The sequence below is a fragment of the Flavobacterium aquicola genome (genome assembly GCF_003385115.1).
Classification (GTDB): Bacteria; Bacteroidota; Bacteroidia; order Flavobacteriales; family Flavobacteriaceae; genus Flavobacterium; species Flavobacterium aquicola.
Window position 1 is genome coordinate 436,795 of record NZ_QUNI01000001.1, and the last position, 14,176, is coordinate 450,970.

Genomic DNA, 14,176 nt, shown 5'->3' on the forward strand with positions numbered 1-14,176 from the left:
GTTTTTAATATATAATTGTACAGGTTTATAATTGACAATCTAAAAAAACGTCACTTATTGGATTTTGCTCATATTATTCTAATAACTTAACCTTCACGAATTTTCCTTTTTGATTAGAATCTTCGATAAACCAGGCAGGATTTCCGTATTCATCCCGTCCCAATTTACTGCCAGGAACAGGAGGTTCATCAGCCATTATGATATATTTTTTTTCTGAGATATTATTCTCAACTAACTGCTGACCGTTAATCTTTGAAATGTCAAAAGGATTTTCAAGTTTTAAAGCTCCATTTGTTTTAATTCGCTTCCCATTCCCATTATGCAGTTTAATTGAATCTAAAGATGCTGCATTTGTACTATCAACTGAAGCTGTCCCATTTAATGAAGTGTCTTGATAATTTTGTAACTGTCCTAATTTTTGGTTCAAAAGCTGAATTTGCTGAGCAATTAGTTCTAGTGAAATCTGATTTTGATTTGACTCTGATTGTACAGTTTCTGCCAAAATATTAGATGCATCAGTTTTACTTGGAATCATTTCATTTCCTTCTACAAAATCAGCAAGATTCTCCTCGGGAAGATTAGAATCTATGTAATCAGCTAAAAGGGATGGAGATGTAAGTCCTTCATTCAGCTGTCTAAAAGTAATTGGCAAATTAAACTCTTTCTTCAATCTTGCCGATAATTGAGTTAGAGATAATGAATCTAAACCTAATTCCAAGAATGTATTAGAAACTGCATCTGATTCATATGAGATACCTGAGGCATTTTTTATAATATCTGATATCTTAAAAAGAACAGAATCTTTTCTTGAATCATGTTTTTTGATGGTGTTATCTTTCGGTATTGAATCGAGAGAAGCGTTTGAAATTAAAGGAACATCTGAAATTACTTCTTTTCGTATAACCGTGGTTTCTATGATGCTTAAGGGTTCAACCCAGCAAGGTTTACGATCAAAAACATAACTTGGCAGATTTACTTTTTGTCTTTGCTGCTGATTATAAAAGGAATTCCAATCAGGACTTATACCTCTAATCCATAACTCTCCTAGAGCATTTAACAAAGTTGAATATTCATTTTCATTATCTTCCTTAGGAAAAGTTAAACTCGGAAAAGCAGATATAACTTTACCAACAGCCTGCTGACGAGCCAAAGTAGTAAGAGTTTGGCCAGGACCTACTTCTAATAATATATAATCATCTAATTCAAATGCTGTATCCATAGCATCTGCAAATCTTACTGTGTTTTTTAAATGATTAACCCAATAAATTGACTGCGTAGCTTCTATATCAGTAAGCCAAGTTCCTGTCACTGTTGAAATAATCGGTAATCGAGGAATATTTAGTTTTATTTTTTCCAGCTCATCTTTAAAAGAATCTAAAATAGGATCCATCATGAAAGAATGAAATGCATGACTTGTAAGAAGTATTTTGTTTGGGACATCCAGAGAATCAAGATTCTGATTAAAACTATCAATATCTTGTTTAGTTCCTGATACAACACAAAACTGATTAGAATTTATTGCCGCAACCGAAAGCGTATCAGGAAGCAATTCATATAATCTCTCTACCGGAACGCGAACTGCAAGCATTGCTCCGCCAGGAAGTTCGCTTATCAAACGGCCTCTCACGGCAACTATATGCAATACATCTTGTAAATTCATAATTCCCGCTAAATGTGCAGCCACAAATTCGCCAATACTATGTCCGCAAAGAAAAGTTGGTTTTATTCCCCAGCTCATCCACAGCTGTGACAATGCATATTCTGTAACAAATAAAGCAGGTTGTGTCAAGCGGGTATCTTTTAGAAGCTCTTCAGCATGACTAGAGTTAATTTCTGGATAAATTATATCACGGATATCTAATTTTAAATCTTCCATCAATAGTTCCGCACATTTATCTACAGCTTCACGATATACTTTTTCGTTATCATAAAGTGTTTTACCCATTTGCAAATACTGAGCCCCTTGTCCTGGAAAAAGAAATCCCATTTCGCTGGGTACAACCTTTACTATTGAGGATTTAATATTTTTTGCTTTCTGAGAAATTAATTTTTCGGAAGTATCATTCGCAGAATCCGTTACTAAAAAGCTTCGATGGCTAAAGTCTTCTCTAGTTACATTCAATGAATACGCTATATCAGCTAATGCTGTGTTTTTTGATGCATCTATAAAGTCATTCAATGCATTTTCATATCCCAATAAACTGTTTTGATTTTTTGCAGACCACATTAATAACTGAAGCGGCCGAACTGGACTTGCTTTTTTTTGCTCAAAGGGATATTCTTCTACAACAAGATGTACATTAGTTCCGCCAACGCCAAAGGAACTCACCCCTGCTCTTAATGGTCCATCTGTATGCCAATTGCGTAACTTAGAATTGACAAAAAATGGGCTGTTTTCAAAATCGATTACCGGATTAGGTTTCTCAAAACCTAATGAAGGCGGTATGAGCTTGTTATTCATAGCCAAGATTGTTTTAATCAATCCAGCTACACCAGCTGCTGCTGTTAGATGTCCCATATTACTTTTTACGGAGCCAATGGCGCAAAAACTTTTTTTCGATTGTTTGCCAAAAGCCATTTTAAGCCCTTCAATCTCTATAGGATCGCCTAGTGGTGTTGCTGTACCGTGCGTTTCTACATAACTGATTGAATCAGGTGAAACCTGCGCGTCTTGAATTGCTTTCATTATGGCACCAGCCTGCCCTTCTGTACTAGGAGCAGTAAAGCTGCCCTTGTTTCCCCCATCATTGTTAATTCCTATCCCTTTGATGAGTCCATAAATTTTGTCACCATCTTTTTGGGCTGCATCCAGACTTTTTAGAAGAACAACTCCTGCTCCATCGGAAAACACCGTTCCCTTTGCCGATGCATCAAAAGCACGGCAATGGCCATCAGAACTTAACATCGAACCTTCCTGATAAAGATTTCCGCTAAAAATAGGAGCAGTTACACTAGAACCTCCAGCAAGTGCCGTATCACAGTGACCATTTCTAATTGCTTCGACTGCTTGTGCGATAGCAAGCAGAGAAGTTGAGCAAGCAGAATGAATACTGACGGCCGGCCCTTTCAAGTTCAAATGATAGGAAACTCTAGAGGATATATAATCTTTTTCATTTACCATTTCAAGCTGTGCAGCACCAACTTGGTCAAGCAAATCTTTGTTGGGAAATATATTATTTCTAAAATAGGTATTAGTTCCAGTTCCAGCATAAACTCCTATACTGCCTTTATAATGTTTTGGCAAATGCCCTGCAGACTCAAGTGCTTCCCATGCAATTTCTAAAAAGATGCGCTGTTGAGGATCCATAGCTTCAGCAACTTTTGGATTTATTCCAAAAAATTCAGCATCAAATGTTTTTGCAGAAGGTAAAATACCGCGAGCTTTTACATACAAAGGATCATTCCGTAAAGATTCTGAAATACTAGGATCTATTTCTTCCGATTTGAAAAACGAAGTCGTTTCTTTTCCTTCTCTTAAAACATCCCATAATTCATCTATGGATTGTGCTCCAGGGAACCTCCCGGCCATTCCAATAATAGCGACATCGCTTGATTTTCTATCTTCTTTCGGTTTCTCAAAACCAGATAGATTAGTAGATTTATTATCTTCTTCTAAATATTCAGATAAGGCAGCAATAGTAGGGTATTGATAAATTTTTGTAACTGCTATCGGCTGGCCAAGATGTTCTTTCAAACTAGTAGCAACACGCTGTGTTAAAATAGAAGTCCCTCCTATTTCAAAAAAATTATCATCTATCCCTATCAAAGGTAACCGCAGCTGCTCTTTCCAAATCTCTTCGATATCCTTTTCTAACTTTGTTCTAGGTTTTCTAAAAATTGGTGCAGAATCCAATCTTATGTATTCTGGCTTAGGAAGCTTTTCTTTATCTATCTTACCATTTTTGGTAATAGGAAATTTATCAACCCACATAAAAGTTGAGGGTATCATATAATCTGGTAAAATAATTTTAAGATTTCTGCTAACTTCACTAGAATCTTGATTATCCCCTATAGATTCTAGATAAGCAACTAATCTTGGTTCTCCAAAATCTTTATTAACTAAAACAACAGTAGTTTTTATATTTGATAGTGATGCAATTGCTTTTTCAATTTCTCCTAATTCTATTCGATGTCCTCTTATCTTTACCTGCTGGTCAAAACGGCCTACATATTGTAAGTCTCCATTAGGTAAAAGTTTCCCCAAATCACCAGTTAAGTATAATTTATTAAAAGCGTTATCATTGAAAGTGTTTTTAATAAACTGCTTATCTGTAAGCTCTTTCTGTTTTAAATAACCTGATGAAACACCATCTCCTCCAATTGCAATTTCCCCAACTTCCCCAAAATCAACAGGCATTTTATTATTGTCTAATAAATATGCAAAAGTGTTATCAATTGGTTTTCCAATTGTTACAATTTCATCATCTTTAGAAATTTTCGAAACAAAAGAAGCTACAGTTGTTTCTGTTGGTCCATATAGATTCCATAATTCGCTGCTTTTAGAAAGCAGTCTATCTGCCAAAGATTTATGCAGTACTTCTCCTCCTGTTATGGCCTTCAAATGCAGCTGCGTTTTCCATCCAGAATCTAATAGAATCTGCCATAAACTTGGAGTACCTGCAATTACTGTAATTTTATTTTCTATAATTTTTTCTAATAACAAACCGCCATCTTTTATCAATTCTCTATCAATAAACACAACACGTGATCCCAGCAGCAGAGAAACAAATACATCAAAAACCATTGGATCAAATGAAATAGAGGTTACAGATAAAAATCTGTCTTTTTCATTTATTCCCATCGTTTTTTTCATCGAATAGCTGAAATTTACTACATTGCTGTGAGAAATCTGAACGCCTTTCGGCTGTCCTGTGGAGCCTGAAGTGTAAATGATATAAGCAATAGATTCTGGTGAAGTCTTAATTTTTAGAGGAGCTGATGAAAAATTATTTATTTCTTTGAATAACAATTCGATATCAATAAATTTAATATTTTGAGGGATAACTTCCGAAAATCGGCTTATAAAAAATGAAGCCTCAGAATCTGAAATAACATTTTTAATACGTTTTTCAGGATACTCCGTATCTAACGGCAGGTAAATTGCACCACATTGCAAAATTGCATATATAATTACAAGTAATTCAGGGGTTCTATCGAGAGAAACAGCAACAATTTGTCCAGGACGCAAACCTTGATCCAAAAAATAATTTGCCATTTGATTTATCACTTTGTCTAATTCCCCATATGTGAACTTTTTATTCTCAAATTCGGTCGCTATCGAATTTGGAGACAATGCAGCCTGCTCTGCAAAAAGTTCATGCAATGTACTTTTGGGATAAGACATTTTAGTCCAACTTATCTCGTTATATAAACTATTATTGTCAGTTCTTTTCATTTTAAGTAGATTAAAATTAAAGTTGGGTAAGTGATAAAAATTAAAGTTAAACTTATAAAAGCGTTAAATAGATCTCAACCTTTCAGTTCAATTAGTGCAGAAGGAAAACATTTTTAATTTACAATTACCTACTTAATCAATAAATAGCTAGAAAGAATTATAATTAGTTTTGTTCTATACTTTGATGTTTTTTAAATTAGTTTTACACCCTATTATTCAATAAGTTAATCAAAAAAAGGAAAAATTTTTCACTAAAACTTGCATTTTCTGTATAAAGCTTTTATAATCGATGAATAGCATATTTTAAATTGGTTAAAACAATTTTGTTAAATCTGACAATGCCTTTTTGCATAAATTATCTGCAGCGAAGCTTTATAACAATTATTAGACTTTTGCAATTACATCTCACCTAAATAGCTTCACTCCATACTCATTATATAATTAAAGAATGAAAATGCTGCCCAAAGTTTTTAAAACAAATAATTTCTTTATATCCAATTGATTTTTTACTAGTGTGGGAGTCTTCGACCAGGAAGATGACGGAGGTTTCTAAATTAATTTTCTTAAAAAGGTATATTATTTTTGAGTAAAAAGGTTTTATCGACCACATATTCTTACAAAAAATAATTTTTCGTGCTTTTCATCTTATCCAAATCGTTCAAATAAACTAAATATGTGTTAACTAAATACCAAATATGCTATTAAAGGCAGTATTAATTGTAAAATAAAAATAATATGACCCAGTATTATAAAGATTAAATAAAAAGGACAGGTCCGAATAATTAATCAAATAAACAGACGTTATTATTTAAATACATGAAAATGTAGCGAATACATAAAAATTTCAATTTATAACCTTAAACATTTCCTTATTAAAAAACTCTACACAAGATTTATTGAGCGTCAAAAACATGTAAATTCCCCCGTATACGTAAGTAATTAACCGTTAAACAATTACATATTGTGTAGTTTATCGAAAAAAATGGGAATTATTCGATTTTATTTCATTATTTAAATAATTTTGCCGCCGAAATAATTTCAACTAATTAAAAGTCAATAAACTGTGAAGCATCCCAATTTAAAATTTTTCAACCTACTACTTATTACGATGTTCTTTTTTTCTTTTAAAAGTATCAGCCAAAATACTCAGACCGTTAATAATGAAATTATGGAAACTATAATTACCTCCGGCAGCAATGCTATAGGAAGTTCTGGAACTGTAACCTACTCAATCGGACAGATATTTTATACTTACATAGGAGAATCAGTTTACAATGTGGCTCAAGGTATACAGCATCAAGAAATAAAAGAAACTCTGGGTACTCCAGAAATTATTGAACCTAAAACAGAAATAGTTATTTTCCCAAATCCAACAGCAGATTTTGTGAATGTGAACATGAAAGGAATTGAAGCAGATGATAATCAAAAGCGTACCTATCAGCTTTATGATATACAAGGAAGGCTTTTAAAGCAAAACACAATTAATCAAACCGAAACTCAAATTAGTTTAAATGGCCTTAGTCCATCTATTTATATGCTCCGAGTAAATATAAACAACAAAGTTTCGAAAACATTTAAAATATTAAAAAAATAAAACAACAATGAAACTTGCACTTACCCTCGCATTATTTGTGACTGTTACACTAAACGTATTTTCACAGTCACCAGAAAAAATGAGTTATCAAGCAATTATTAGAGCACAAGACAACACCTTGGTAACTAACTCAAACATAAGTCTTAAGATTATTATACATCAAGGTACAGCAACAGGAACTAAAACGTACCAAGAAACTCATACCGTTAGCACAAATAATAATGGTTTAGTTTCTCTTGAAATTGGAACAGGAAATAATATCACAGGAAATTTTAGTACCATAGCTTGGGAAAAAGGTCCATATTTTATAGAAACGCAAGTTGATGTAGCTGGTGGTGTTAATTATAATATTATAGGAGTTACACAGCTGTTGAGTGTACCTTATGCATTACATGCAAAAACTGCTGACAGAATTATAGGCGCAAGCGGAACAACAAATGATAAAGCTGTTGTTATTCCCTTTACTGCTTCTAGAAACATTACAGCAGCAGATATAAATAACACAATAGAATGTACATCATCGGCCACGTTAACCTTATCATCCGGGTTTGGGTCTATGGCGGTTGGTGATACTATTAATTTAGAAGCTCATAATGGTGCGGTATTAACAATACAGGCATCTTCAGGCGTGACAATCAACTATAATGCAACGGGTACTGCAAAATTTAGCAGTGTTGCTGGAAACGTAAGATTTGGTTTTCTTAGAAAAACAGGTCTCGATTCCTATATTATATCAGGACAATGAAACATTTAATTTATTTTTTATTTTTTACAACCGCAGTTTTTTCACAAAACTATCAATATTCTATTGACGAGGCACCAGTTGTACCTACACCTCCAGAGGCAGGGACAGGAGTTAGCAATCAACTAGAAGAAATCGAATATTTTAAGGCATATTTACTACCAATTGCACAAAAAGGAACCATTCAGGCTGCATTAGACAAATACGGTGCGGTACGATTGGAGAAGGGAGATTATTCTGGAGTTGATATCATAATGAAAGATGGTCAAAAACTTTATGGACACCCATCATTAACAAAAGTTTCAAATATAACAATTAAAGCAGGAAGTAAGAATGTTCGTTTAGAGAATCTATTCCCATCTGATAAGTTCATAACACTTGAATCAGGCGGTATTATTTCGGGATGCACTTTTAAAACAATTAAATGGGCCACTTTACGGGGCACAAATGTAACGATAGATGGAAATTCATTTATAGACTTTGGAGGACCAATACGAATCGATTGCAGCCAGTCAGGCTATTTTAGAAATAATAAGATAATCAAACATCAGACTGGGACAGTTTCCAATCTCCTTGTCATGAAAGGTAATACTACTACGCCAAGCTACGGTAATGTGCATTTACACACTAATTTCCTAACTCCTCATGGAGACACAACTGAACTTGACGGACTGCAGTCTGCTACTTTTGTTGGTTTAGATGCTGAAGGATGGAATCTTTTAAGTGAAGGAACAAAAGCAATGTTTTCGGCTAAAAACATGGGAGATGTTAGAATAACTGATTTTGGTGGCGGCAGTTACGAATCTGATCCAACTCCATCTTATGATATTGATGCAAAGAATGTTTTCTTTTACAATAAATTTCTACGAACTGCTAAAGATGTTTTGTCTTTAAGAAGTAATATGTTTTTAGTATTTGGTTTAGGCAACTATGTAAGAAAACCTGGAACCGTTACAGGGTTTGACCTTTTAGCAAATCTCGATGGAACTAATGCAATAAAGTATAATGGAGTAGAACAAAAAGCAGCTATAAGCAATACTTCATTAGTTAGTACTTTGACAAATACTATAAAAGGATCTCAATACAAGCCATGGACCAGAGCAAATTGGGAAACATTACCAGATCCACTTGGAGCGGATTGGAAAAAAAACAGAGAAAATAAACCTGACCAGACAAAATATATCCAAGATTTAATTAACAGTAAAGGAATTGCAGAATTACCAGAAGGCGTTTTTTATATAAAAACTACTTTAAAACTACCAATAGATTCCAATCACGGTATTGTAGGTCAAGGAACTGGCAAAACAGTTATTGTCGGCTTAACGGATGATTTTCCGCTAATATCTCTTACTGGCGGTCAGGATACTAATTTTACATTAGCTAATTTGACACTTCAAGGAGGAAGCGTTGGTGTGTATTCTTCGCAAGAATTTGGAACACAGCATATGGCACTGCAAAAAATGAAGTTTGTAGTATTCAGAAATCAAACTTACGGTATACAGTTAAGAAGAATAAGAGGATTTGATAATAATTTCCTTGAAAATTTAGGCTTTGTGAACTGTAAAATTGGCTTCTTTCAAGATCCGCTTACTCCATGGGCAAATGATAATGATACTTCAAGTTTTGTAGACAAAACTATGTTTTATAAAAATCAATTCATAAAATGCGAAATGGCAGTTTCTATGAGAGCAACAAGAGCAGATAATTTAAATGCTTGGGTAGATTGTAAATTTGATGGCAATAACACAGCTTTAAATACTTCAGGACAGAATTTTGCGATTGCAGCCAACTGTGATTTCACTAATAACAAAGGATCAGCACCTAGTGGGAGCCTAGGAGATTATACTTATAAAGAGAATGCCGTTATCAATGGTGATTTAAGTTATTATTCTTGTAATTTTAAAAATAATACCGCTGCCTTTGTATTCAATTCTAAAAGCACAACGATGGAAGGCTGTAACTTATTAGATAATATTACAGTATTTGCAAATACAATATATTATGAAGAAAATCACAATATAATAAACTCAACAGTTAATGGGCGTTTTGGAGGCGCAACTGTAAAAACTCATGGTATATTTGTAAATAGTACTTTTTCATCATACCCAGAGTATAGCAAATTATTAGTGAACTTAAAGGAAAATGTTCCGACAACTATCATAAATACAAGTTCAACTCCGTATCCGCAAATATTAGTAACTCAGTAAACAATATGCTCAAAAAAAGCAAGCACAACTAAATAATTCAATTACAAATACCACACAATAAGGTTCAGATTAAGCACAATTAATCTGGACCTTTGTTTTTTTTTAGATTCATCTCGCTTTTACCATTCATGAGTTGACTATTATAAAATACATTTAGATTTTTTTCAAAATCTGCTTCTGTAATTATATAACATCTCAAAAATTAACTGCCGCTTTTAATTTCTCTCTAAAACAATTCTGAATTTGACATCCGAATTTCAATTCTGTCTTAAAAAAATCCTTTAAGTGTTATAAAAAAATATATCAACCCTAGTAATACCAGACAATATAAACCTTTTCTTTCATTAATATAAGTAACTGACAGCCATTAAATTAATATATTGTACTTAATCGGTTTTTAAAATCGTTTGGACAGATTTATTATTAAAATTTGAAAACCTTATATAATTTTAACAGAAAATTAAAACGGGCTGAAGAATTAAAGCTGTCATACAGCTTTATAAGTTGTCAAATAATTACTGCAAAAGGTTTATTTTTTTGACGGACAAAACCAAGAACAAATTATTGATTTATCAGATTATATTTTATTAACAATCTTAAAGATCAAAGGAGTAATTAAAAATATGAATTATTTATATTCTTAGTTTTTATGAAATATAGTGTATATCAAAATATTAAAAAGATCCGAGAATTAAAAAATTTAACTAGAGAATTTGTAGCGGCTGAATTAAAAATGAGCGCAAGTGGTTATGGTAAAATTGAAAGAGGCGATGTTGATTTAACAGTTTCTAAATTAATCGAAATTTCAAAAGTTTTACAGGTTTCAACTGAGTTTATATTTAAGTTCGATGTTTCAATTTTTTTTAATGAGACCCAATAAAATACATTGAGATAATTAATGTAATTATTTATCAAAATAGTATTTTAAATTTTGCAGACAATTATAAGATCTCAGCATTTGAAATTTTTACAATCTTTTTCAAATAAATGAATTAAATAAGTAAAAAATAAGACTATGGAAAACTACTATTCAAAAATTAAAGAGTATAGATTGCAAAACAACCATACTCTAGAATATATAGCTATTCAAATGGAAATTAGTATAAAAAATTACGAAAATATTGAAAATGGAATGGTTGATCTTAAATTATCTAAACTTGACAGACTTGTTAAGATATTAGGAGTCAAAAAAAGTGAAATTTTCAAATTGGAAAATTAATATTTTCATACTACATTCATTACTATCTTCGGAAAAAAAACAGAGTTCAAAAGTTGCATATTAGATTGTTTTTTAAACTCTATTTTTTCGTTTATTGATGTTTTACTTTTAAAACATATCCTAAAGATTCTAAAATTAAAACGTAATGCGTTTTTGTGATGTCTTTGACCACAGCATTTTGATCGCAGAAAGGACCCGAATTCAAATGTATTCTGTCCCCAATCTGATACTGCATAACTGATATTTCTTTGGCAGTATCTCCACAATTCAGCCATTCTTTGATCGTTTCAATTTCTTGGTCTCTTACAATAGCATGTCTTCCTAACCAAAATAAATATCTAACAACTCCAGGAGAATGAAACACCAAATTTCTATCTTTTTGCGCTAATTGTACAAATATATAATGATCGAATAATGGAACTTCTACCTTTATTTTTCTGTCTGATCGTTGTTGAACTTTTTTGATTAAGGGACAATAACAATTCACTCCAAATTTAGTTAATTGTTCTGTGGCTCTTTTTTCCCATTTGGGTTTTGTGTAAACTACGTACCATTTCATAATCATAATTTTTTTAGTTCATAATTACTTGCATACATTTCTTAGTTAACTTTTAAGGACAATTCCTTTTCTCAATTGATAGAAAAAATAGAATACTAATTATATGTTCTATTTTATTGCACACTGACTATTATTGTATTGCAATTTTTATTAAAAAGATTAGAATCAAAAGTATCGCTGGAGTTATCATTGTAAAGTTAAATTCACTCCACATTATTTGTTTATTGTTTTAATATTTTTTTTTCCTGATTAAGGACTTTTAGCAACTAAAATTTTGTTCTTTATACTCATCACTGCATTAATTTTATCATTATTATCATTGTTAAGATTATGATAATATCGATTTAAATTTCTTGCTTTTTATTCCAGAGGTTTAGATCATATTGTAGCAATTAAGAAATGATTTTTTTTAATTTTTACACCATTTATTTTTCTTTTTTGGATAGTTAAAATGTAACTATTCACGGGGTACCCTTATGCATTTTTCAAAAAAAACACATGAAAACCTCACTAAAATGGTTTACAATATTTTTTACAAATCAAACTACATTATCAAAACCGATTTTTAATTTAAAACATTAAACAGATGAAAACTGGAATAACTTTTAGTGCTTTTGATTTATTACATGCTGGGCACGTTAAAATGCTTGAAGAAGCGAAACTGCATTGTGACTATTTAATTGTTGGTTTACAGACAGATCCAACCTTGGACCGCCCAACAAAAAACAAACCGACTCAAACAGTTGTCGAGCGCTATATACAATTAAAAGCGTGCAAATTTGTTGATGAAATAGTTCCTTATGCTACCGAGCAGGATTTAGAAGATGTTTTAAGATCATTTACAATTAATATACGCATTGTGGGTGATGAATATAAAGACAGAGATTTTACAGGCAGATCATATTGTGAACAAAAAGGCATTGAGCTTTATTTTAACACTAGAGATCATCGCTTTTCGAGTACTGGCCTGCGTCAAGAGGTATATCAAAAAGAACTTTTAAAAGTAATCTGATGTCAGCTGCCATCATTACTCATGTTATCTTAACAGGCGGAATTGGCAGCAGATTGTGGCCTCTTTCCAGAAAAAGCCAGCCAAAACAATATCTTGAGTTTTTTGATGGTCAGTCGCTTTTTGAAAAAACAGTGGCGCGCAATGAAAATATTTCCAATAAAACGATAGTTGTAGGAAATATTGAAAATTACGAAATGAGTAATACCATTATGTCTAAATTCAACAAACCTTTTACTCATATTGTTGAAGCGGTGCCGCGCAATACAGCTGCTGCGATTGCTTTTGCTGCTTTTGCATCAAAACCTGAAGATATTTTATTAGTTACACCATCAGATCATTTAATAGAAGGAACTGAATTGTATGATTTTGCTTTACAACAGGCAATCGCATTAGCTAATCAGGATTATCTTGTAACTTTTGGCATAAAACCTACTAAACCGGAAACTGGGTATGGCTATATAGAATTTGAAAATGAAAATGTCGTTGCATTTCATGAAAAACCAAATTTACAAAAAGCAGCGGCTTATCTGGAAAATGGTAATTATTTCTGGAACAGCGGACTTTTCTGTTTCAAATCAGGAAAGTTTTTAGCAGAACTCGAAAAACAGGAACCCGAAGTTTATCTAGCATCGAAAGCTGTGTGGGAGGCGAATAAAAATGGTTTTTTGGACTATGAATTATCGCTAAATATTCCTTCAATAAGCATTGATTATGCAGTAATGGAACGCAGTAAAAACATTAAAGTGGTAGCTGCTCATTTTGATTGGTCGGATTTAGGCTCTTTTGAATCAGTTTATGATTATTTAATTCAGAAAGACCACCCAACCGATGCAAACAGAAATATTGTGATTGGAACTACAAAGCACACCACCTTTATTGGTGTTAAAAATTGTATTTTGATTTATACAGATGATGCTTTGATGGTCTTACAGAAGGAAAATTCTCAGGAGGTAAAACAAGTTTACCAGCAATTAGAATCTATTGCTTCTCCCCTACTATAAAACACATGTAAATGGTTCGTGAATAAATTAGTTTGGAATTACTATGTCAGAAGAAAAAAAGATTATTACCTCTGAAGAATTTGATTTAGCCATACGCCTTATTGCAGATTATAAACTGCAGTTAGACCAGCAATTAAAAGATGTTTTAGCTAAGGATCAAAAAGTCAATATTCAAGGAGATATCAAAGAAAATACTTTTCGGGTGCTCCAGAAATATTATCAGATGTATTATGCCATGACACTCCATTGGGAAGATTTAAAGGCTATGGACAGACATCTTCTGGAAACTATTGACTATGATAAAATAAAGCTCTTAAAAGGACATGAACACATGTCATTGAATTTGCTAAAAAAACTAATGATCTCTCATTCAATTAGATAAATAGAATTCCTAAATGGATTAAAGACATAAATCGCAATTCTAAATTAGAATTGATTACTTTTAAA

The 14,176-nt window shown here is 32.3% G+C and carries 10 protein-coding genes; 8 read left to right on the forward strand and 2 right to left on the reverse strand.

Annotated features, from left to right (window positions below):
• Positions 1-73: 73 nt before the first annotated feature.
• Positions 74-5,395 carry a polyketide synthase gene (locus tag C8P67_RS01735; protein ID WP_115809731.1) on the reverse strand — a complete coding sequence of 1,774 codons (5,322 nt, stop codon included), beginning with the start codon at positions 5,393-5,395 and terminating at the stop codon, positions 74-76.
• Positions 5,396-6,563: 1,168 nt separating this feature from the next.
• Between C8P67_RS01735 and C8P67_RS01740 the strand changes: the two genes are divergently transcribed.
• From C8P67_RS01740 to C8P67_RS01760, 5 genes are all read left to right on the forward strand, one after another.
• Positions 6,564-6,989 carry a T9SS type A sorting domain-containing protein gene (locus C8P67_RS01740; protein WP_170141388.1) on the forward strand — a complete coding sequence of 142 codons (426 nt, stop codon included), beginning with the start codon at positions 6,564-6,566 and terminating at the stop codon, positions 6,987-6,989.
• A gap of 7 nt (positions 6,990-6,996) precedes the next feature.
• Positions 6,997-7,734: a hypothetical protein gene (locus C8P67_RS01745; protein ID WP_115809735.1), complete on the forward strand. Its 738-nt coding sequence runs from the start codon at positions 6,997-6,999 to the stop codon at positions 7,732-7,734.
• Entirely contained in the window at positions 7,731-9,938 is a 2,208-nt protein-coding gene (locus tag C8P67_RS01750) for a hypothetical protein (RefSeq protein WP_115809737.1), read from the forward strand. Before C8P67_RS01745 ends, C8P67_RS01750 begins: the two co-directional genes overlap by 4 nt.
• A 649-nt stretch (positions 9,939-10,587) precedes the next feature.
• Positions 10,588-10,818, forward strand: coding sequence for a helix-turn-helix domain-containing protein (locus tag C8P67_RS01755; protein WP_115809739.1), 231 nt, complete (start codon positions 10,588-10,590; stop codon positions 10,816-10,818).
• 135 nt (positions 10,819-10,953) lie between these two features.
• Positions 10,954-11,157 (forward strand): helix-turn-helix domain-containing protein, encoded by a 204-nt coding sequence (locus C8P67_RS01760; protein WP_115809741.1) that lies wholly within the window; start codon positions 10,954-10,956, stop codon positions 11,155-11,157.
• Between the two features lie 91 nt (positions 11,158-11,248).
• On the opposite strand, the gene C8P67_RS01765 is transcribed toward C8P67_RS01760, so the two are convergent.
• Entirely contained in the window at positions 11,249-11,716 is a 468-nt protein-coding gene (locus tag C8P67_RS01765) for a UpxY family transcription antiterminator (RefSeq protein WP_115809743.1), read from the reverse strand.
• 586 nt (positions 11,717-12,302) lie between these two features.
• Between C8P67_RS01765 and C8P67_RS01770 the strand changes: the two genes are divergently transcribed.
• The 3 genes from C8P67_RS01770 to C8P67_RS01780 are packed head-to-tail and all read left to right on the forward strand — an operon-like array spanning position 12,303 to position 14,111.
• Positions 12,303-12,728 (forward strand): adenylyltransferase/cytidyltransferase family protein, encoded by a 426-nt coding sequence (locus C8P67_RS01770; RefSeq protein WP_115809745.1) that lies wholly within the window; start codon positions 12,303-12,305, stop codon positions 12,726-12,728.
• Positions 12,728-13,729 carry a mannose-1-phosphate guanylyltransferase gene (locus C8P67_RS01775; protein WP_211319879.1) on the forward strand — a complete coding sequence of 334 codons (1,002 nt, stop codon included), beginning with the start codon at positions 12,728-12,730 and terminating at the stop codon, positions 13,727-13,729. The genes C8P67_RS01770 and C8P67_RS01775 overlap by 1 nt, the downstream gene beginning before the upstream one ends.
• 43 nt (positions 13,730-13,772) lie before the next feature.
• A complete protein-coding gene (locus C8P67_RS01780; protein WP_115809749.1) occupies positions 13,773-14,111 on the forward strand; it encodes a hypothetical protein in 339 nt (112 codons plus the stop codon).
• Positions 14,112-14,176 lie beyond the last annotated feature (65 nt).

Coding starts and splice junctions, on each gene's coding strand:
- C8P67_RS01750 (WP_115809737.1), top strand. CDS start 7,731: ATGAAACATTTAATTTATTTTTTATTTTTTACAACCGCAGTTTTTTCA.
- C8P67_RS01765 (WP_115809743.1), bottom strand. CDS start 11,716: ATGAAATGGTACGTAGTTTACACAAAACCCAAATGGGAAAAAAGAGCC.
- C8P67_RS01770 (WP_115809745.1), top strand. CDS start 12,303: ATGAAAACTGGAATAACTTTTAGTGCTTTTGATTTATTACATGCTGGG.
- C8P67_RS01760 (WP_115809741.1), top strand. CDS start 10,954: ATGGAAAACTACTATTCAAAAATTAAAGAGTATAGATTGCAAAACAAC.
- C8P67_RS01775 (WP_211319879.1), top strand. CDS start 12,728: ATGTCAGCTGCCATCATTACTCATGTTATCTTAACAGGCGGAATTGGC.
- C8P67_RS01740 (WP_170141388.1), top strand. CDS start 6,564: ATGGAAACTATAATTACCTCCGGCAGCAATGCTATAGGAAGTTCTGGA.
- C8P67_RS01755 (WP_115809739.1), top strand. CDS start 10,588: ATGAAATATAGTGTATATCAAAATATTAAAAAGATCCGAGAATTAAAA.
- C8P67_RS01745 (WP_115809735.1), top strand. CDS start 6,997: ATGAAACTTGCACTTACCCTCGCATTATTTGTGACTGTTACACTAAAC.
- C8P67_RS01780 (WP_115809749.1), top strand. CDS start 13,773: ATGTCAGAAGAAAAAAAGATTATTACCTCTGAAGAATTTGATTTAGCC.
- C8P67_RS01735 (WP_115809731.1), bottom strand. CDS start 5,395: ATGAAAAGAACTGACAATAATAGTTTATATAACGAGATAAGTTGGACT.